Consider the following 19962-nt stretch of genomic DNA (forward strand, 5'->3'; position numbering starts at 1 on the left):
CAACCTGACCGACAAGCGCTACGCGCAGTGCAGTTTCTCCACCTGTCTCTACGGTGACGAGCGCACCCTGCTGACCTCGGTGAACTTCAACTGGTGATCTGCCGCTCCGCGCGCCGAGCAAGCACCTTGCTGCGGCGCGCGGCCTTACCTTCCTAACGGAAAGAGGCAGCGTGCGGAACAAGGATCGACAGGCATATGGAACAGCAGCCCAAGGGTACTACCTGGGCTACGCTGAGTGCCCAAATGAGCGCCTTTTTCATAGGTGTATCTAAAAGTATTACCGTTTTCGCTGGGCTAGGATCGAATGGTTCGATTCCTGTCTCGTTCCCCTCCCGGATTGTCTTCACGCCAGTGAAGACGCCATCATTATTCGCCATGATGCCTAAACGGCCGAAGTGTCCTACTGCTTGGTTACAAAAACTCGGACATCTGCTGTCAAACCCGCGTCCGCAAGAGCGAAGTTGGCATTGCCACCTCGCTTGATTGTCAATGCATTTGTGTCAAGATCGATTTCTTCGTCGTAGCGACCAGGTTTTGCATCCGGGCGTGAGAGTCATAGCAAACCGACCCCGCCCCTCTGCCTCAAGCGCTAAGGATATGGCTCTGCCAATATCAGAGCTTGACCCTGGCTGGGTGCACCTGATTGGCTCCTTCTGGCCGGTAGCGGTCAGTCGCGACCGACTGCTATCGGCCAAGAAGCAGTCACTGTCCAAGCACTTTCAATAGATCGTTCCTGTCGCTGGGTCTAATCCAGGCCTCGTGAACGTACTACTTGAGCAATTCGATGGTGCTCAGGTTGAATTTGCCGCTGGAGCCCGCTATTTGACCCAAACATTGGTGGAACAAGATCGAGGGCGCGAGGACCTCGGAACGGGTTGCCCGTCGCCAAGAAAATTTGCCTCTCCCCTCAGGAGGGGCCAGGCCCCGGGCGTAAGGAATGGCTAGACGTTATTGAGCAGGTTGGTCATAGTATTTTCCGATTAGGCCAAAGCCTCATCTTCCATCCGAGGGGCTACGAGACAACATGTCTAGCATCGCAATCTCCGATCTAACAGTGCCTTGGGACGTCGACAGCGTCTCGCGACCCGTTGTGGCATTAAGTGCCACATCGGTAACAAAGGATTGGGAAAATGCGAGGCATCAGCACCGCAAGGCGCAGTTGATCTACTCCCTACGCGGCATCCTCAACTGTGAAATTGAAGACGGTGTCTGGATCGTGCCGCCGCAGTGCGCCATATGGATACCGGGAGACTTGCCGCACGCAGCGCGGGGGGCGGGTGAAACGGAATGCTATTGCCTGTTCGTTGAGCCAGACGCAGCACCGGACCTCCCGAAAACCTGTTGCACGATTTCGGTGTCGCCATTGCTACGCGAGTTGCTACTGAAGGTGGCCGGGTTTCCTGAGTTATACGCGCAGGGGGGACGAGAAGACCGGTTGATTGCCGCGTTGCTCGATGAGTTGGTGGCGGCACCGGTGGAAGACTTGCATCTGCCCATGCCGCGTGATTCCCGATTGCGCCGCCTCGTGGAAATGATGCTGGCCGACCCCACGGACAAAACTTCGAAGGCCGATTGGGCTACTCGAATTGGCATGAGCGAGCGAAGCATGAGCCGTCTTTTGCTGCATGAAATTGGAATGAGCTTTGGGGGCTGGCGTCGACAGCTGCATGTGATCCTTGCACTTCAACGTTTGACCAAGGGCGAAAGCGTGCAAGCGGTGGCATTAGAGTTGGGGTACGAAAATGCCAGCGGTTTCATAACCATGTTCCGCAAGGCCGTGGGCAAACCTCCGGCACGATACCTATCGGATCGCATCAGCGGCGCAGCGCTCGCTTCCGTGCCTGGCATCATGCTTCCCAATGAAATTACCCCCTGATGCATCAGACTATCTTGGTTCTGGACCACCGGCCGCCCACCGGCGCCTGTTGTCCTTCCTTGCGAAGTAGCCGACATTTCGCAACGTCGTGGTGATGCTAAAGGCTGGCTCCTCGTCGAGAGCAAAGCCTTTCTCGGATACCAGCGATTGCAAGTGTTCGGGCACCGCCAAGTCTTCAACTAAAACCATCCGAGCGCCTACATGACATCGCAATTGGCCTAACTGAATAGCAATCTGGCCTAGTTTCGCCATCACTCCCAGCTGTCTCTATTGTTAAATGCAACATCCAAATACAAATGAGTATTGTTGATGTTCATCATCGCAACTTTTGGGAAGTTCCGTTGGCCACTTGATATGCGTGCACAGCCCACTGGCTATCCTCATCTGGATGGGCCGTACAAGAGCGAAATCAGGAGCGCGCCCCGCACCGTGCTGGGCTCGGCAGTCGCGGCGGCAGTTCTCATTAGTGCGCAGGGCGCATTCGCGGCCGAGCCGGGGCAGATTCAAACCAAGGCCGGTGGAAAGCCTCAAGAGGAGATAGCCTTGCCCGCCATCACCGTAACGGGCCCTATGGATACGGCGACCACCGAAGGTACTGGTTCCTACACTACGGGCCAGACGTCGGTGGCGACGCACCTGCCGCTGTCGCTGCGGGAAACACCGCAGTCGCTGACGGTGATCACCCGCCAACGCATGGACGACCAGCAATTGAACTCGGTGCAGGGCGTGCTGGATAACACCACGGGCGTCTCGTCGTACCAATCCGACAGCGAGCGGACGAGTTTCTATTCGCGTGGTTTCTTGATCAACAACGTTCAGTACGACGGCATACCCACCGTCGTCGGCGACATTGTCAACGGGAGCGGCATCGGCTCCCTCGATACCGCGTTCTATGATCGTGTAGAGGTCGTGCGCGGCGCCTCCGGCTTGCTGACCGGCACCGGCAATCCCTCGGCCGCCGTCAACCTGGTGCGTAAACGACCGACCCGCGAATTCTCTGCGTCCGCCTCGCTCGGTGCGGGGAGCTGGGATACCCACCGGGAAATGGCCGACGTATCGACTCCGTTAACCGAGGACGGCCGTATCCGCGCGCGCATGGTCGGGACATCCCAAGAAGGAAACTCGTACATTGATGGCTACAAGCCCCAGAGGCAGGCGTTCTACGGCATCATCGAGGCAGATCTGACACCAGACACGACGGTGAGTCTGGGCTATGACTACCAGGACAGCACGCCGAAGGGCTCCACCTGGGGGGGGTTACCACTATGGTTCAGCGACGGCACGCAGGCGGAGTATTCACGCTCCAAGAACTACGCACAGAACTGGAGCCATTGGGACAACACCCTTAAGACGGCGTTTGCCGAGATCGAGCACCGCTTCGACAACGGCTGGAACCTGCGGGCCGTCGCTAATCAATACCGCACGGAATTCGATGCCGAACTGCTCGGCCTGGTCGGCCGCCCTGATCGCGCCACGGGACTGGGCTCCTTTCCTAACGGGGCTTTTCCGGTGGCACTGGCGTCCGAAGGTCGCAGCCGTCAAAACACCTTCGACGTGATGGCGAGCGGCCCCTTCGAACTGCTTGGCCGCCAGCATGACTTGGTGGTGGGGGCGACGAGTTCGCGCCGCACCGCCAGCCAGGAAGATATCGCTCCGTTCTATGCAGGCTTTACGCCGGTCAATGTCTATGAACTGAGCCCAGCCTTTCCCCGCCCCAACTTCGATGCGATGGCTTCGATACCGACCCGCACCCTGATCAAACAGAGCGGTGTCTATAGCGCAGCCCGGTTCTCGCTGGCCGATCCTCTGAAACTCATTGTCGGCGGCCGCTTCAGCAACTACGAAATCGACGACGCCGTCGGCGCCTCGTCGTTGCACTACAAGAAGAGCAGTGAATTCACCCCGTATGCCGGCTTGATCTACGACATCGACAAGACCTATTCGGCCTACGTGAGTTACACGGGCATATTCAACCCGCAAACCGACTATCGCGACAGCAAGGGCAACGTGCTCACGCCGACAAAGGGAAAAACCAAGGAAATCGGCCTCAAAGGCGCTTACATGGACGGGCGTCTGAATGCGTCGGTGGCCTTGTTCCAGACCGAGTTGGACAACGCTGCACAGATGGTCGCAGGAACCCGTACGCCAAGTGGTGCCCAAGCCTATACGGGCTCGGATGGGACGAAGTCGCGCGGGATCGAGTTGGACTTGCAGGGCGAGCTGGCGCGTGGCTGGAACATCTATTCAGGCATCGCCCATTTCACGGCACAAGATGGCGATGGCGTCCGCTTGAATTCGCAAATACCGCGCACCACTGCCCAGCTTTTCAGCACCTACCAGTTGCCTGGAGGGTGGAGCAAGTTGACGCTGGGCGGAGGCGTCAAATGGCAAAGCCGCTTCTACCAGGCGCCCAACACAGGCACCAGTTCGTTGGGTGGGGAACAAGGTTCTTATGCGCTGGTATCACTGTTGGGGCGCTACGCCGTCACGAAGCAGATCACCGCGGCGGTCAACGTCAACAATGTGCTCGACAAGAAGTACGCGTTGGAGAAGGGAGATTTTGACACTGTAGGTTATGGCGCACCACGCAACTTGATAGTGACGCTGGACTATAGGTATTGATTTCCCGGAGGCGAACATTTCACCCGTTGTAAATCGCAGACATACAACATCCGTTGATTATCGAGAAAGCTCTTATGCCCATTAAGCCTACCCTAAACCCCGCCCAAGACACGGCCATGAACAACGCAAACAAAGTGGCCTTGTTCTGGTTGACGACAGCCGTCGGTGCCGTACTTTTTGTCACCTTTCAGTTATTTTTTTACGTAAACGATTTTGTTAGAGCGCACGGAGCGACACCGGCGATTACGTTTGAGCCCGATGTACTGTGGATGTTTTCCGCGTTCTATGGTTCTTGGATCTTAACGGTGCTTATCGCACTGATAGGAACCCGTAAAGCTCAGTGGGGTGCCCTGGTTCTCGGCAGCCTGCTTGTCGCACTGAATACCCTCGGGGGAATCTCCGACGGATTGCGCGACGGTTGGCACGTTGCCTTTTCGGCAGTGTTCTTCATTACGTTGCCCGGCGTGTTCGCCATTGTGGCCACCTGGCGTTGCATTAAAAATAAAGGAAACGGCCATGTCGGTGAATAGTTCTGACTTCCCTTTGGTCTGGATGAATCTTAGTCAAGAACCCGGACACGATCATCAAAAGGACTTCGCCGAATTAGAGGCCAATTTGCAGCGCGGGGAGCCCTTCGTATTCTTGACCGATACCGTACCCACCGAAGACCATGAGCACTCGCCGGAAGAAAAAAAACGTACCGCGCTCTGGATGAAAAAGCACAAGGTTGAATTGCGAAAGTGGGTGCTGGCAATGATCATGATAGAACCCAACTCGGCAAAACGTCTTGGGTTCAAGGCATTTGCGGTCGTGTTTGCCAAGTTCTGGGGCTACCCTCTGCTTCTTGCTGCTTCACGTGAGCAGGCAATGGAGATGGCAAGAGAACTGCTCCCAAAGGATGGAAAGTCATCTCACTGATGGCCCATGCTGGCTCCGACCTCCATGAAACTCTGCCGCCGCGCACTGTCGCGGCGAGCTGCTGCCGGTTACTTGATCGCCGGCGTCCACCACACCAGCGAGAATCCTAGACCCACTGTCAGAACATGACGCAAAGCCATTAGATGCCGGCTACGCGCCGCCCACCCTTCTCAGTTCTCGAATTTCTTTATTTATAGAGCGATATTGGGGGGGCAGTGAATTGCTCCAGTTTTGTAGGGCCGTGACGACCGATTACTGGCCGAAAGCCGCCGGTCGCGAACGGCAGAAGTCGGCCGGAAGCGGCCATAAGCTCGCAGCCGCCACAGACTGAAAGCCGAAAAATCTGGGTATGTTTGTAATGCAAGGATACAGCGAGGCGGAAGCTTAGGCTTCCGCTTCTTCATCACCCTCCCTTTCTTTTGAGTTGGACGTCAATGAAATCGAGCTCCGCCATGATTGCAACAATCGTGAGCGTCTCAACCTTGGTGTTTTTGTTTGCTTTTGCATTGAGCCTTTTCACGCCCGCCATACCGACAATTATTCCGTTCAAATGCAGCTTTCGGGCCTTTAGGTAATCCGGCATTTGAGCGCTGTTCTGTGGTGTTTGGTTCATGGTTTGACCGATGGTAGGCCCGAAGTAACCGGCCATCGCCGGTTGCTTCGGGGTAGGTTTGGGTTAGGCTGCCAGTAGGTCAATCAGGCTGTGTTGGTGTGAGCGTTCCAGGAGTTCGCGCCAGGTCCAGCTTCCAAGGTGCTCGCCCTGTTCAGGGATATCCAGCTTCATCAGTGCAACAGGGTCACGGCTAATCAGGCTTCGTGCGGCCCACAGCTTGCCGCCGGTTTCGAGCAGCTCTTTCGCAGCCTCGTTCCATTTTTCTTCTAGCACTGTGTTCGCCAGATGTGCCGCTTGTTTCTCGATCTTGGCGCGTTGTTTTTGTGCCTCTGTGATATGCAGATCAATCGTCACCAGCTCCTGCTCCAGGGCGGTGATGAGCAGTTGTTGGCGGCGGTGATGCTCAGCCGCAGCCGTGAGGTTTTTTGCTGCCTTTTGAGCTTCTGCGTTAGCCGCTTTCTCGCCCTCTACATCGCCCCAGGCGACAGCCTGTGCATAAGCGGTGGCGGCGTCCGTTTCAGCTTGTCGAGCTTTTGCCATGTCTTCCTGATCGCTCTGGCGGACCTGCTGCAACCGGGTCTCGATGCTGCTGCGCTTTTCGTTGAGTTCCATCTCGTCGGCTTTCCAGTTCGCCATATCGCTGAGATATCCCGCAGCCAAGCTCTCACGGTTCGCCAATCTCTCAAGGCGATGAATCTTTTGATTCAGGTTGCTGATCTCCAGATTTCGCGAGTCGATGCGTCTTTTGTGATCGTTGATTTCATCTTGTACGGCTCGTTGACGGCCCTGCTGGATGACCTCTGGGCTTTCCAGTGCCTCTTCGAAGGGAGCCAGGTCACCCTGAATGCTCTCCACTTCGAGGGTCAGTTGGTCGCGGCGGTCTTTCAGTTCTTGGATAGTATTCATCTGTATTTTCTCTGGGTACTGCGGTTGATAGGGATGGTTGTCGAATGGCTGGCAAGGCCGGTCATGAGCCGGCGCTACCTCGATCAGCAGGCTCTCCGTCAGGCTGCCTTGGCCTCGCCTTCGTCCGTTCCTGGAACGGTCTTCACCACATAGCAGCGCTGGGGCCCTAACCCGGGCAGCCGGATCAAGCTGTAAGCCTTGCCGTCACTTCCCGGCTCAAGTACGCCTCGTTGCAGTAGTTCCTTGTTCACCGCACTGATGTTCATGCCCTTGAAGATTTCGGCCCTCCAGGCTTCAGGCAGAACGTAGTAGGTGTTGGTGGTGTGCAGGGCGTCGCCCATGCCGTGTTCCATCGTCTTGCGAAAGCCCAACCGATCAATCGTGCGTGGGCCGTGCTCATCGATCTTGGCGGCGGCAGATTCCCAGCGGGTAAAGCGGCTTTCACCAAAGCGCTCGATGACCTGTCTCAGTCTCGCCAAAATCGCATCGCCCTCGAAGTTTCCGGCGCCGCCACGCTCTGCAAGCCACGCATGCAGACACACCCGTGCGGCGGTCGTGGCCGTGCCATCGGGCCAGCCAGTGACGCCGAAGGCGGTGGCCAACTCTCCCGCTGCTGCGGCCAGACCGAAGCGAAGGGCTGCACGCTGGGCTTGACCACTGGCCGAGGCAGGCAGGTTTTGGGTGATGAACTGTTCTACCGTGCGACGAACGATCACTGCCCATCTGAGCATTTCTCCTGGCGCGCACAGTGCGTGTAGGAAGGCGGTGAGGGGTGTGCCGTAGTATTTGGCTACGCGGGCCTTGAGCGCATCAGAGAGGGCGGCAGCGTCCTCAAAACCATTCAGCACATCGAACATGCCGAGGCCTTTGCTGGCATCCGCTGGCACGGCGAGCATGCGCACCTCCATACCGGCTTTCAGCTCCTTGTTGGCATCCGCCATGTGCTGCGCCAATGTCTTCTCGCCGGTCGAGAGAAACAGCAAGCGCCACTCCTGCACCTGTCGGCCCGCTTGTCCTCGATCATTCGCCCGGGCCTTGCCAGTGCCATTGCCGAGCATGTACACCGTCTCGCCAATGATGCGCGGGTCACACATACCGATTTCATCAAGCACCAGGAGGCCGTCTGAGTGTGCGGCGGCGATGGACTCCAGGGCGTTATCCGTGGAGCGCCACGAACGCACCAGGCGCGGCCCGCCATAGACCGAGGCAGCGACCTGCAAGTGAGTGGTCTTGCCGCCGGAGCTGTCGCCATAGAGGTGAAAGCCGCCCGACTCATGCCCAAGCAGGTTAAGCAGAGGCCCCGCAAAGGCCACAGAAACGACAAACGCCAAGCGGTGATTGCCAACGCACAGCGCGCCGATTTGCTGCTGCCACTGCTCCAGAGAACCCGCCTCGCTGATCGGTGGCAGCTGGGCACCGGCCTCATAAAAATGCAGGTGTTCGGCGTGCGAGCCGATTTGCTGTTCAGGCAAAAGGAAGGCGTTGTCGTGCCAGCCCAGGCGCGTCACCAAGCGTGCGCGCTGGGCGCTATCGAAGCCGCCGAGGTAACTCTGCAGGTCATTGCGTGCGTTACGTCCAGACCGGCTTCCCGCGAGGCGCAGGCCCATATCTACCAAGGGGCCGAGTACGTCTTTGCCGAAGTCGCCGGTCATAGTTCGTGCCGGAATGTTCCAGCGTTTTTTGGCGCCGTCCGGGTCGTGGAACTCAACCAACAAGCCCCAGTTGTGGCCCTTGTCGTCGCGAGTGCGAGCGATGATTTCCAGAGGCGAACACACGGGGCGCGCCTCGCCATCATCACCGGAATAAAACACCCCTTCAGGCGTCAGGCGAAAGCCGCCTGGCAATAGATCATTTTTCGATTTCGCGGGGCGTTTGGCGGGCGCCTTGCCCGCCTGTTCTCGGGGTTCAGTTGGCTCAGCGGCACTGCCGAAAAACTCACCGCTGCGCACCAGCTCGGCGACGTGCCCAGCGGTCCAGCCTTTGGCTAATGCGTCCGCTGCATCGTCGCCGTCAGACCATTTTCCACCTTTGATGAGTGTCGGCTTGCCGCCTTTGCTGCTTGGCTTGAGCTTGAATACGTCGAGCGAGATTCGTTGTACCGATGCGACGCCCAGCTCAATCAACTTGAGCTCGATGGCGTCCATGCAGGTCTTGCCGCTGGCATCGTTATCCGGCCATAGCACCACCGTGCGCCCTTTGAGTGGCGTCAGGTCGGCCTTGTGCCAAGAGTTGGAGCCGTTCAGCCAGCACGTGGCTACATGGTCGGGCATCAGTTCAGCGGCGGCATCAGCAGCCTTCTCGCCTTCACACAGTACCACAGGCGCATCGGCCCGCTGTGCCAGCTCATCCAGGCGCAGCAGTGGCCGAGGCTCCAGCAATCCTTGCCAGCGCCATTGCGTGGTTTGCCCATCGGAGCGCTTGCACCAGGTCAACGGTGCGAAAACCTTTCGCGGCTTGCCGTCTTCATCGGGACTCAGGTCGAAACGATACAGCGCCATGACCGGCTGGCCCTGAGCATCGCGATAGATCCAGACTTTGCACGGAACACCGTGTTGCCGGTGTTTGGTTGGACACTTGTTCATGGCCTCGGCCGGGATCGGTTGAATCGCGATCCACTCCGGCGTTGCGCTTTTGGCCGGTGCGCTTTTGGTGGTCGCGGAACCAGCGGAGACGTTGAGCAGATCCGCCAGTTTTTTGCAGGCTTCAACATCTGTGCCACCGCCGATATAGCGCACCAAATCGATCAGGTCTCCGCCCTTATCGCCGGTGGCAAAATCCGCCCAGGTGCCTTTGCTCAAATTGACCTTGAGTGAGCCTGCATGTTTGTCCGTGCGTGTCGGGTTTGGTGCGGTGTATTCCTTGCCGCCGTCGACGCGTTTGCCGTTCGGCAGCCAGTGAGTAAGGACGCGGTTGATGTTCTTCAGGGCAGCGATTTTTACGTCGGCAAAGCTAGGACGTTTTGAGTTGTTGCCAGTGCGCTGAGTCATGGTGTGGTCCTCGACTCAAGCAACGCTTCGTTCACGTCGTCGATTAGCGCCTTAGCCATCTCGCCGAGGTAGAACGCAGGCCAACTAAAACGCTCGCCCGCATCGCTGATGGCGGCATCGAGGATCAGTTGATTGGCGTGGTGCAGAATCTGGGAGACGGCTTCAAGTGCGTCTTCCAGCGGGATACCGGCATTCACCCGAAATAGGTTCTGGCCGTTACCGTTGGCAGGGGAAAACTCGGAGCGTCCAAGCGTGCTGTAGTGGTTCACAGAGCACCGCCTTTCTGGCCAATCGGCACAGAGGAGGCATCACCGTACATGGTGAGTGTTTTGATCAAGCCCAAGGTGCCACGCACGTCCCAAATAACGGACGACAGTACGCGGTTGGAAAGCAAGGGTTTATCGCCGTCTAAGTGATCTTCCAACAGCATAAGAACTGAATTGGCACGGTCGAGCGCACAGGTGATCGCGTCGATAGGCAGACCGGCTTCAGCGTCCTGGCTGACGCAGAGCAGATCCTCGGGAAGTGAGAAGCCTGGGAGCATGCTCATTGGGCACCCCCTGCGGCTTCCAGGGCGCGAGCCTTGGACATATGGGCGTTGTAACGGGAAAGGCGTGTAGCGAGGCTGGAGTTGGCGTGTAAAGCGGCGAGAGCCATTGCTCGATGAGCGGCGGCGCGAATTTTGGACGGATTGAGGGCAGGCATAGGTGACACTCCAAGTTTGAAGATGGAGCTGCCACTGATCGTCGCCAAACGAATTAGGGTGGCAGCTGTGCGCAGGTTGGCGAACCGGGAACTTGGAACCCGGCAGACCCGAAGGTCTCCCACGCACAGCTGCCATAACACGAAACGGCACGCACAAAAAAAGCGCCTGCTGTCGGATGGGGCGCCTGTGCGCCAAGTAACTCGGGTCGCCAAACCCGGTCGCTGAATTTGCAGCGACGAGCAGAGGGTAACGTCCGTTTTTTGAAAGTGCAACTGTGCATATGGCTTGCGGATTTTTTCGATGCGGCATAAATTGATCAGGCATGTAGATTTACCTCAACGCCTCCGGTTGCCGCCGGGGGCGTTTTCGTTTCAGGCATTTGCTTCCCAGCGCAGGGAGAGCAGTGGGAGGAAGTCGCCGTCGAGGCAAGATCGTGCATCTTCGTAGGCGTCGATTTGTTGCCCTTCATCTACGATCACTGCACGCGGGGCTTCGTTGGGTACTGACAGTGCGCACCAGGTGCCGTCAGCCCATCGCATGACTAGAACTACTCGATTCAGGCGTTTTTGTTGCGTTCTGTGACGCTCAAAACGTTGCATCCACCGCGACGAGAAACCGACTTTTCTGAGTACAGAGAAGGGCTGCAAAATGGCCTTGTTAGCGACACGATTCGTCATGCCGCCACCCGGTCGCGGGCCGCGATACGCGCCCGTGTCCAATTCAAAATTTCGGCTAATACCCAAGCGACCGGAGCCCCACGCGCATTGCTGTCGGTGAGCTTCACCGCTTGCGGAAAGCCGCTCTCTGGCTGGCTCATAAGTTTGTAAACCGTTGCGCGGCCGATACCTGTCAGGGCTATGACTTGATTGATGCGTATCAGCGTGGCGGCCGGATCGAACTGTCCCAGTTCCGTATGAGGCGCGCTGATCAGCAAGCATGCGGATCCGCTAGGGGCCTTTTGGTGACTTTCTCGTGGAGTGGAGGGGGCAAGCCCCACAACTTTTGCAGATTGCTTTGGGGCGCTCATCAGGTCCTGTCTCCAGCGGTTTTTGCAGGTGAGCGCAGTTGGGTTTCAAGCCACGCGACCACGTCTTGGGAGCGATAACGAACCCGAGACCCGGTTTTGATATAGGGAAGTGAGTTGCTGCGAGAACTTCGCCAGGCGGCAAGCGTTCGGCTGGACAGACCTAGTGCATTCGCTACTTGGTCGGTAGTGAGCAAACAAGCAGGGGTGAGAGAGGTGTTGGAGTGGTGTGAAGTGTCGTGAGGCTGCATAGCGCGTTTCCTGTCGTAGTTCGTACAGGCCCCAGCTATGTAAACGATTTTCTATTTTTTAAAAGTTTTATTTTTATAGTTTTCGACGCGGTTTTTGTGGATAAGGCAATTTAATTGAGCAAGATCGCAGCAAATTTTCAGTTTTTTCCGTGGCTGTCCTACCTTGCCCTACTGGTTTTCTATACAGTTAAAAATCGGAAAGTGAGAAATGAAACCCAGTGAAGTCCCGACGAACGGTAGTCCCCTGAGCCCCTTCTGGTAGTCCGATAACAGCGGCCCTTCCTCAGCGTGGGGCGACCAATAAGAGATGGCCGCCAGAGGTTTTGGGCGCCTTAGGCGTAACACGCTTTTGACGCGTAACACATGGTGTAGGGATCTCTTTTAATACGTGTTACGCAATAAATATTCAATAAAATCAATTTGTTGGTCGGATGCGTAACGTGCGTAACACCAGTAACACCGATTTTTGATGGGTGTGGGGTTGGCGTATTCAGCCCGCCTTTCCAAACTGTCCCTGAATAATGTTGCCATCTACTAGCTCATCCAGATGATCTGCATACCACTGCATCATCACTCTGCGCTGAGGCAGGTAAACCGCTTTGTTGTACACCCCTGCTATTCCTTCCTTTGCGTGAGAGAGCTGTGCCTCAATGTGATTCTCATCGAAACCCTGCTCATTGAGTATGGTGCTCGCGATGTGACGAAAGCCGTGGCCTGTTTGCCGACCGGCATATCCCAGTCTGCGGAGCGCCATTAGAAAGACGGTGTTGCTACGGGGGATTGTCCTGTCTTTCCTGCCTGGAAATAGGAGAGGGTACGCACCTGTAAGTGTTCGTAACTCAGTGAGCGCTTCAATTGCCTGCCGAGAGAGAGGCACCACATGTTCGCGACGACGTTTCATACGCTCGGCTGGGATCGTCCATAGCTTTTTGGAGAGATCGATTTCTGACCAGCGTGCTTCTCGGATTTCGCTCGGGCGCGATGCTAATAAGGAAAGCAAGCGAAGCCCTATACGAACGTCCTTTGCGTGAGGGTAGGAGTTGATCGCTCGAAGTAGCGCAGGCAGTTCTTCAATCGAAACGTGTGCATAGTTTTCAGCGCTACGTGATTGCAGGAATTTGCTGAGACCTTCAAGGGGGTTGTGGACGGCTCGTCCTGTTACGCGGGCCAGGTCATAGATCTCTTTGCAAAAGGCACGAACTCGACCCATTTGTTCAATGATCCCCTTCTGCTCCATGCCGCGTAGAAACTCCATCCATTCCAGGGGCAATATTTCTGTGTACACGCGTTTTCCGAAGACGGGGAACACATGAAGCTCAAGTGCGCCAAGTACCCGTCGAGACGTACCTGATTCCCAGCTTGTGCGTCTGGCCTCAAACCACTCGCGCCCTAACGCTTCAAAGGTGTTGTTGGCAGCAACCTGGTCTGCAACCTTCCGAGCCTGCTTGCTCACCAACGGATTTTTGCCCGTCGATGCGTCTTCACGCAGTTGAGCTGCTTTCTGCCTCGCCAATGAGCCACTGATTTCCGGGTAGCCGCCGAGACCCAGCCAAGACCATTTTCCGTCTGGCTTTTTGTAGCGCAGCTCCCATGATTTCTGCCCGTTAGGTTTCACCCGGAAGTACAGGCCATTCCCGTCCTGCTCCCGATACGTTGTTTGCTCAGGCTCCAGGCCTGCAAGCGTGGTGTCTGCTAAGGGGCGGCGTTTGATTTCAGTGCGCTTCACTTCCTGTATGCCTCCAGTTATAGGAATCTCAAAGCATACACGTGGGCATACACGGCGGGAAGTTATAGGGGTAGACAGGGACGGATAGCCAGAAACAAGAAAGCCCGCACAGGGCGGGCTTCTTGGGGTGTTTCGTAGACTGTCTGAGACAGCCCGATACTGCTATATGGTGCACCCGGCGGGATTCGAACCCACGACCCCTGCCTTCGGAGGGCAGTACTCTATCCAGCTGAGCTACGGATGCTTGTGCGGGCGACATCATACCCATGTCGCCCTGATGCGTCCATTCCAGCGTTTTCGCCGGTAACTGTCGGCCGTTTCCCACCAAAAATGGCTAATCGCCACTCTCATTCACAACTCCCCGCGCCGCACGTCCCTTTGTTTGCTTTGCTCTTGTGGCTTTAAGCCGCTTCCAAGCCGCAATTCCCCAGGTGAACGCATGCATTCCAAAGGAACCGTGATGCTCGATCTCCCGTTGAGACAAACCCTGTTGGCCCGCTCCGATTTGTTTCGAGGTATGCCGGAGCACCTCTTGCGCTACGTTGCCACCCATATGGTGGAGCGCCTGCTGGATGATCGTGAACTGCTGTATTTCAAGGACGACAGCCTCGAATTTATTGCTTTGGTGGTTGAGGGCCGGATTTATTCGGTGGTGCATGGGCCGGACGGCCGGGAGCAGATTATCGGCAGTACCGGGGCCGGGCAGGTGGTGGGGGAGACGGCGTTGATCAAGGATCATGGGCGCGAGTCTTCCACCTTTGCCAGTGGCCCCACGCGGCTGTTGCAACTGGGTAGCCGGCATTTTGGTGTGCTGTTTGAGGAGCCTGTGTTTTTGCGGCGCTTGTTGATGCTGATGATGCTGCGCTTGCTGCAGGCCATCGAGTTGCTGGAGTTGGTGTGCCTGCATCGGTTGGAGTCGCGGTTGGCGCGGTTTCTGTTGGCCAACCTGGGCGATATCGACCTGGCGCTGGCCATGCCGAGTGTCTCTTTGCCCGCCAGCCAGGGGGTGTTGGCGTCGATGCTTAACACCAGCCGTCCCAAGCTCAATGTGCAGCTGCAATTGTGGCGCCGCAGTGGGCTGATCAGCGGCAATCTGGAACGCATGGTGATCAACGATCTCGAGCATTTGCGGCGCAAGGCATTTGCCTTGAATTAGTCGTTGCAGTGTTCCGCAGGTAACAGCGCACCCCTGTCCCGCGCTTGCAGACTGGCCCTTCATCAAGGATGCACAGGAGTGCTGGCGATGGGGATGACTGTTCAGTTCAAGGATCAATGGGCCGCCGATGACCGTTTGTTCGAAGCGAGTTGGCGCGCCGTGCAGGGCGAACTCAAGCGGCGCGCGCTGCGGCGGGCCAAGGGCAATCTGGATCAGGGCCAGGAATGGTTGTCGGCCACGGCGATCAAGGCCCTGCTGTTCTTTCGGCGCTCGCCAGAGCGCATTCGCGACCCTCAGGGGTTTCTGTTTCTGGTACTCGACCATGTGTTTCTCGACAGCTTGCGACGCAGCAAGCGCGAGGAGCGGCTGCTCGATGATTCGGTGGACCTCGAGCACGATCACCTGGCCGCACTCGCCGCGCCCTGCGCTTCGGTGCTGGAACGGGTGGAGTGTTACGAGCGCCTCGAGCTGATCGAGGCGCAGGTGGCGCGGTTGCCGGTGTTGCAGCAGCGCTTGTTTGAGATGCGCTTTGTGGATGACCTGCCGTATCCGCAGATCGCTGCCGCGTTGCAGGTCACGCTGCCACTTGTGCGCAAGCGTGTGCAACTGCTGCGCAACGCCTTGCGCTGAATTTGATTCACACACGCCGGCGCGGGGCGTTCTAGTTGTATGAGCGCGTCCTGCCGCCACTACCCACGCCCAACCCTGGGTGAATGCCATCAAGGAGAGATGTATGACAGAGGTCAACAGCCAGATCACCGACGCGGTCACCCAAACCAACGTCAAAGTGGTGGCAGAAGCGCCGGCCCAGGCCATCGCGTCGCTGTATCAGGTGGCGAGCAGTGCGGCGGGCCTGTCGTTGCAGAACGCGGTCAACAGCCAACAGGCGATGAACCAGATTTCGAATGCCGTGATCTCCAAGGCCGTGGCGCTGATCATGCAGATTGGCGAGAAGGGCTAAGCCCTCGGGAGATCGATTATGTCGTGGTTCAGTAGAAAGAAACCCGCCGCCCCGCAAGCAACGCCCGCCGCCGACCCACCTGCGCCAGCGCCCGCCGCACCGGCCTCGCGCTCGATCATGGCGCGCATGAACGAGCACCTGCTCAACCAGGCGAGCACGCCGTCGCCCGACAGCACCGCGGCCCTCAACAGCCAGATCGTGCAGGCGGTGCAGTTCACCAACTCGCAGAACTTTGCCTATGCGCCGGCGCAGATTGCGGTGCCGGCCGACATGATGATCAGCCAGGCGGCCGGCCTGGTGGCGCAGGCGGCGGCGGGGTATTTCGACGGGGTCAGCAAGATCGCCCTGGCGGCCCAGGCCGTGCTGCTCCAGCAAATGACCGAGAACATCGTCAAGGACAACCTGCCGGCCGCTGCCGAAGACGCCTTGGGCGCCTTGGCCACCGACTTGCTGGTGGGCGCCGCTGCCGCCGTGGCCGCCGCCGCGGGTGCCATGGAAGCCGAAGCCGCCAGCGTGGCCATCGACAAGATCGACCAGAGCATCGCCAAGTACGCCGACACCTTGGCCAATCGGGCTGCGCCAGCGGCCTGAATCGAGCACAACGTTCCAGGGTTCTTCTGGAACGGTGCAACAGCAACTTGAAAGCAACTTTTCTTAAGTGAGGAGCGACATCATGCAGCCTGGAGATATTATTTTTTCGGTGAAGCAAGAAGACGACAGCGCGACGCGCGCGTTCATTCGCGCGGGCCAGTTGGTCAAGGCCAAGGTGTTTTCCCAGGACACGACGTTCCTGAATGTGGTTCATCCGGCGATTGCGGTGAGCGACACCCAGGTGATTGAAAGCGTGGGTGAGGGGCTGTCGCTGACTGACCTCAGCCTTGAAAAGCCCCCGCGTTCGGCGATGGTCTTCTCTTGCATGAGCAGTGAGTTGGGCGAAGCGGCAGTCGTGGCGGCCAAGCAGTTCTATTTCGACAAGATCAGCGGCGATATCCGTGGCCGTTACAGCGTGTGGAACGCGATGATTTCTGCATTCCGGCGCTGGACCTCCAACACCAGCCTGGTCGAGCGCATCAACGAGTCGGTGGCGATTGGCAGCAGCTCGTTCTGTTCCCAGTTCGCGGCCAACTGCTATGAAGTCGGCAACCTCTATAACTCGGCCAACCTGCTGCCGCCGCCGCCGGCGATTTTCGGCAACCAACCCAGCGCCATTACCCCTGCGGAGTTGGCGACGTTCTGTGATGCCTCGGCGTATTTCTACTTCTCGGGCTTCTGGCAGGACAACGTCGAGGTGCGGCTTTAGCGGCCCTTCAGCCAGCAACGTAGTACCCAAGGAGGCCGTCATGGCTCACCCAGCCACACCCTCAGTGCTGTCCAGCGATGATCGCCTGCGGCTGGAAGCGATGCTGCGCAACCCGCAGATCTTCGCCGGAGCGCCCCAGGCCATCGTCGACGAAACCCTCAAGCGCGCCAGCCAGGTGCTTGAGCAGTCCAAGGCCAATGAGCAAGCGCTCAAGGCTGCCGCCGAGCAGCGTGAGGCGGCGCTACGCCAAGTGTTGGACGGCGCGGCCCCGGACAAGGACGCGCAACGCAAGGAAGTGCAGGCCCTGATCCAGGGTTTGATTACGCAGATTGAAGCGGCGCTGGGCCCAACTGCGAAACCTTGAGCTCGCGCGTTTCACAGCGCCTGTTTGGCAACGTTCATTCATGAACACGGAATGCACCGTGTACCCCTATAAGGAAATTGATCATGGCATTTGTTAACGAGCAAATTACCGACGCGGTCACCCAGACCAACGTCAAAGTGGTGGCCGAATCGCCGGCGATGGCGATGAGCACTATCTATCAATCCATGGCGCAGGCCACGGCGATTCTGTTCCAGAACGCTGTGTCGGCCCAGCAGCAGCAAAACACCCTGGCCCAGGCGGCCACCAACCAGGGCGTCATGCAGATCTACAGCGTCGATACCACCGCCGGTGCGGCGGCCACCGAAAAAGTCGCCCAAGGCGGCGTCTCGGATAACCTCACCAGCCTGTTGACTGTGCTCAAGTCCTTCCAGCCTTAAGCACTCAGCGATAACGGATGTTGTTCTTTCTCACACCAGGAGTTTCAACCATGAGCACAGTCAGCCCGCAAATCACCGATGCCGTCACCCAGACCAACGTCAAGGTCGTTGCCGAATCGCCAGCGATGGCCATGAGCACGATCTATCAATCCATGGGCCAGGCCACGGCGATCCTGTTCCAGAACTCGGTCTCGGCCCAACAGCAACAAAACACCCTGGCCCAGGCCGCCACCAACCAAGGCGTGATGCAGATCTACAGCGTCGACACCACCGCTGGCGCTGCGGCCACCGAAAAAGTCGCCCAAGGTGGCGTGGCCGACAACTTGACCAGCCTGTTGGCCGTGCTCAAGTCGTTCCAACCGTAAGTTGCAAGGCCCAACAGCCCCGGCGCCCACAAGGCACCGGGGCTGTTGTCGTTTGTGCGCTTGATCTGAAAGATGCATCAAATGCGCCGTTTTCGTTCTTTTTTTCGAACAGACTATTGCCCTGTACCCCCATTGATCCTAGGATTCGTTTGAGATTTCAAACGCTCTGTCTCCCGTGCGCTATTTCACTTATCTCGCGTGCTGGGGCTGATTTCCCTGACGGCAGCCCACAAGGCGCCTTTCAACAACTCTAATTCGCTCCGCGTGCGCGCGGTGCTGTTAAGGAAAGCCGACATGCAGCTCAAAGATACCCAGTTGTTCCGCCAACAAGCCTTTATCGATGGCGCTTGGGTCGATGCGGACAACGGTCAAACCATCAAGGTCAACAACCCGGCCACGGGCGAAATTCTCGGCACCGTGCCGAAGATGGGCGCGGCTGAAACCCGCCGCGCCATCGAAGCCGCCGACAAGGCCCTGCCGGCCTGGCGTGCACTCACCGCCAAGGACCGCGCCAACAAGCTGCGTCGCTGGTTTGAGCTGATCATCGAGAACCAGGACGACCTGGCGCGCCTGATGACCCTGGAGCAGGGCAAGCCGCTGGCCGAAGCCAAAGGCGAAATCGTCTACGCCGCTTCGTTTATCGAGTGGTTTGCCGAAGAGGCCAAGCGCATCTACGGTGATGTGATTCCTGGCCACCAGCCGGACAAGCGCCTGATCGTGATCAAACAACCGATCGGCGTTACCGCGGCCATCACGCCGTGGAACTTCCCGGCCGCGATGATCACCCGTAAAGCCGGCCCAGCGCTGGCCGCCGGTTGCACCATGGTGCTCAAGCCGGCTTCGCAAACCCCGTACTCGGCGTTCGCCCTGGCTGAACTGGCCCAGCGCGCGGGCATTCCAAAAGGCGTGTTCAGCGTGGTTTCCGGCAGCGCCGGTGATATCGGCAGCGAGCTGACCAGCAACCCGATCGTGCGTAAATTGTCCTTCACCGGCTCCACCGAAATCGGTCGCCAGCTGATGGCCGAATGCGCCAAGGACATCAAGAAAGTCTCGCTGGAGCTGGGCGGCAACGCGCCGTTTATCGTGTTCGACGACGCCGACCTCGATAAGGCCGTCGAAGGCGCGATCATCTCCAAGTACCGCAACAACGGCCAGACCTGCGTGTGTGCCAACCGCCTGTACATCCAGGATTCGGTGTACGACGCGTTCGCCGAAAAACTCAAAGTCGCCGTGGCCAAACTCAAGATCGGCAACGGTCTGGAAGAAGGCACCACCACTGGCCCGCTGATCGACGAAAAAGCCGTGGCCAAGGTTCAAGAGCACATCGCTGATGCCCTGAGCAAAGGTGCCAAGCTGTTGGCCGGTGGCAAGGTGATGGAAGGCAACTTCTTTGAGCCGACCATTCTGGTCAACGTGCCCAAAGACGCCGCTGTCGCCAAGGAAGAAACCTTCGGCCCACTGGCGCCGCTGTTCCGCTTCAAAGACGAAGCCGAAGTGATCGCGATGTCCAACGACACCGAGTTCGGCCTGGCTTCCTACTTCTACGCCCGCGACCTGGGCCGTGTGTTCCGTGTGGCCGAAGCCCTGGAATACGGCATGGTTGGCGTCAACACCGGGTTGATCTCCAACGAAGTGGCGCCGTTCGGCGGCATCAAGGCTTCGGGCCTGGGCCGTGAAGGCTCCAAGTACGGGATCGAGGATTACCTGGAAATCAAATACCTCTGCCTGGGCATCTAAGCTCGGCACGGGATTGCAGTAAACGCAGAGGGCACGAGAGCGCTGACCCTTT

General features: G+C 58.0%; 22 protein-coding genes and 1 tRNA gene. 13 read left to right on the forward strand and 10 right to left on the reverse strand.

Annotated features, from left to right (window positions below; genetic code table 11):
* The first annotated feature begins 1024 nt into the window (after nucleotides 1-1024).
* The 4 genes from GIW28_RS08645 (at nucleotide 1025) to GIW28_RS08660 (ending at nucleotide 5416) form a co-directional block, all read left to right on the forward strand.
* The gene (locus GIW28_RS08645) at nucleotides 1025-1876 is read left to right on the forward strand and encodes an AraC family transcriptional regulator (protein WP_236446183.1); all 852 of its coding nucleotides are present in this window, start codon (nucleotides 1025-1027) and stop codon (nucleotides 1874-1876) included.
* 309 nt (nucleotides 1877-2185) lie between these two features.
* Nucleotides 2186-4498, forward strand: a complete 2313-nt coding sequence (locus GIW28_RS08650; RefSeq protein ID WP_236446180.1) for a TonB-dependent siderophore receptor — start codon at nucleotides 2186-2188, stop codon at nucleotides 4496-4498.
* Between the two features lie 116 nt (nucleotides 4499-4614).
* Nucleotides 4615-5028, forward strand: coding sequence for a hypothetical protein (locus GIW28_RS08655; protein WP_236446178.1), 414 nt, complete (start codon nucleotides 4615-4617; stop codon nucleotides 5026-5028).
* Complete coding sequence (locus GIW28_RS08660; protein ID WP_236446175.1) at nucleotides 5015-5416, forward strand: hypothetical protein; 402 nt, start codon at nucleotides 5015-5017, stop codon at nucleotides 5414-5416. The genes GIW28_RS08655 and GIW28_RS08660 overlap by 14 nt, the downstream gene beginning before the upstream one ends.
* Nucleotides 5417-5819: 403 nt before the next feature.
* Here GIW28_RS08660 and GIW28_RS08665 read toward each other — a convergent pair whose 3' ends face one another.
* The 10 genes from GIW28_RS08665 to GIW28_RS08710 all read right to left on the reverse strand — a co-directional run bounded on the left by GIW28_RS08665 (nucleotide 5820) and on the right by GIW28_RS08710 (nucleotide 13873).
* Complete coding sequence (locus GIW28_RS08665) at nucleotides 5820-6065, reverse strand: hypothetical protein (protein WP_236446171.1); 246 nt, start codon at nucleotides 6063-6065, stop codon at nucleotides 5820-5822.
* 27 nt (nucleotides 6066-6092) lie between these two features.
* Entirely contained in the window at nucleotides 6093-6935 is an 843-nt protein-coding gene (locus GIW28_RS08670) for a chromosome segregation protein SMC (protein WP_236446169.1), read from the reverse strand.
* A 98-nt stretch (nucleotides 6936-7033) separates the two neighbouring features.
* Nucleotides 7034-9922, reverse strand: a complete 2889-nt coding sequence (locus GIW28_RS08675; RefSeq protein WP_236446168.1) for a DUF927 domain-containing protein — start codon at nucleotides 9920-9922, stop codon at nucleotides 7034-7036.
* Nucleotides 9919-10191, reverse strand: coding sequence for a DUF3077 domain-containing protein (locus GIW28_RS08680; RefSeq protein WP_236446166.1), 273 nt, complete (start codon nucleotides 10189-10191; stop codon nucleotides 9919-9921). The genes GIW28_RS08675 and GIW28_RS08680 overlap by 4 nt, the downstream gene beginning before the upstream one ends.
* Entirely contained in the window at nucleotides 10188-10472 is a 285-nt protein-coding gene (locus GIW28_RS08685; RefSeq protein WP_236446163.1) for a hypothetical protein, read from the reverse strand. Before GIW28_RS08685 ends, GIW28_RS08680 begins: the two co-directional genes overlap by 4 nt.
* Before the next feature lie 527 nt (nucleotides 10473-10999).
* On the reverse strand, nucleotides 11000-11305 hold the full coding sequence (locus GIW28_RS08690; protein ID WP_116079672.1) for a hypothetical protein: 306 nt from the start codon (nucleotides 11303-11305) through the stop codon (nucleotides 11000-11002).
* On the reverse strand, nucleotides 11302-11562 hold the full coding sequence (locus tag GIW28_RS08695; protein ID WP_236446159.1) for a helix-turn-helix transcriptional regulator: 261 nt from the start codon (nucleotides 11560-11562) through the stop codon (nucleotides 11302-11304). The genes GIW28_RS08690 and GIW28_RS08695 overlap by 4 nt, the downstream gene beginning before the upstream one ends.
* Before the next feature lie 92 nt (nucleotides 11563-11654).
* Nucleotides 11655-11903 carry a helix-turn-helix domain-containing protein gene (locus tag GIW28_RS08700; protein ID WP_236446158.1) on the reverse strand — a complete coding sequence of 83 codons (249 nt, stop codon included), beginning with the start codon at nucleotides 11901-11903 and terminating at the stop codon, nucleotides 11655-11657.
* Between the two features lie 490 nt (nucleotides 11904-12393).
* Nucleotides 12394-13629 carry a tyrosine-type recombinase/integrase gene (locus GIW28_RS08705; RefSeq protein ID WP_065895900.1) on the reverse strand — a complete coding sequence of 412 codons (1236 nt, stop codon included), beginning with the start codon at nucleotides 13627-13629 and terminating at the stop codon, nucleotides 12394-12396.
* 167 nt (nucleotides 13630-13796) lie between these two features.
* Nucleotides 13797-13873 (reverse strand) — tRNA-Arg (locus GIW28_RS08710).
* Between the two features lie 195 nt (nucleotides 13874-14068).
* On the opposite strand from GIW28_RS08710, the gene GIW28_RS08715 reads away from it, so the two are divergent.
* From GIW28_RS08715 to gabD, 9 genes are all read left to right on the forward strand, one after another.
* Nucleotides 14069-14785 carry a Crp/Fnr family transcriptional regulator gene (locus tag GIW28_RS08715; protein WP_099549558.1) on the forward strand — a complete coding sequence of 239 codons (717 nt, stop codon included), beginning with the start codon at nucleotides 14069-14071 and terminating at the stop codon, nucleotides 14783-14785.
* An 87-nt stretch (nucleotides 14786-14872) separates the two neighbouring features.
* Nucleotides 14873-15415: an RNA polymerase sigma factor gene (locus tag GIW28_RS08720; RefSeq protein WP_017136685.1), complete on the forward strand. Its 543-nt coding sequence runs from the start codon at nucleotides 14873-14875 to the stop codon at nucleotides 15413-15415.
* 103 nt (nucleotides 15416-15518) lie between these two features.
* A complete protein-coding gene (locus GIW28_RS08725) occupies nucleotides 15519-15746 on the forward strand; it encodes a RebB family R body protein (RefSeq protein WP_003187543.1) in 228 nt (75 codons plus the stop codon).
* 18 nt (nucleotides 15747-15764) lie between these two features.
* The gene (locus tag GIW28_RS08730) at nucleotides 15765-16337 is read left to right on the forward strand and encodes a hypothetical protein (RefSeq protein WP_099549556.1); all 573 of its coding nucleotides are present in this window, start codon (nucleotides 15765-15767) and stop codon (nucleotides 16335-16337) included.
* A gap of 82 nt (nucleotides 16338-16419) precedes the next feature.
* Complete coding sequence (locus tag GIW28_RS08735) at nucleotides 16420-17046, forward strand: hypothetical protein (RefSeq protein WP_169986711.1); 627 nt, start codon at nucleotides 16420-16422, stop codon at nucleotides 17044-17046.
* A 40-nt stretch (nucleotides 17047-17086) separates the two neighbouring features.
* Nucleotides 17087-17410 (forward strand): hypothetical protein, encoded by a 324-nt coding sequence (locus GIW28_RS08740; RefSeq protein ID WP_099549554.1) that lies wholly within the window; start codon nucleotides 17087-17089, stop codon nucleotides 17408-17410.
* Between the two features lie 83 nt (nucleotides 17411-17493).
* Entirely contained in the window at nucleotides 17494-17808 is a 315-nt protein-coding gene (locus tag GIW28_RS08745; protein ID WP_005783676.1) for a RebB family R body protein, read from the forward strand.
* Between the two features lie 50 nt (nucleotides 17809-17858).
* On the forward strand, nucleotides 17859-18173 hold the full coding sequence (locus GIW28_RS08750; RefSeq protein WP_003187551.1) for a RebB family R body protein: 315 nt from the start codon (nucleotides 17859-17861) through the stop codon (nucleotides 18171-18173).
* 294 nt (nucleotides 18174-18467) lie between these two features.
* Nucleotides 18468-19910, forward strand: a complete 1443-nt coding sequence (gene gabD / locus GIW28_RS08755) for an NADP-dependent succinate-semialdehyde dehydrogenase (protein ID WP_169986709.1) — start codon at nucleotides 18468-18470, stop codon at nucleotides 19908-19910.
* Nucleotides 19911-19962: the final 52 nt, after the last annotated feature.

Source organism: Pseudomonas sp. PA-5-4B (genome assembly GCF_021606215.1).
GTDB lineage: Bacteria > Pseudomonadota > Gammaproteobacteria > Pseudomonadales > Pseudomonadaceae > Aquipseudomonas > Aquipseudomonas edaphica.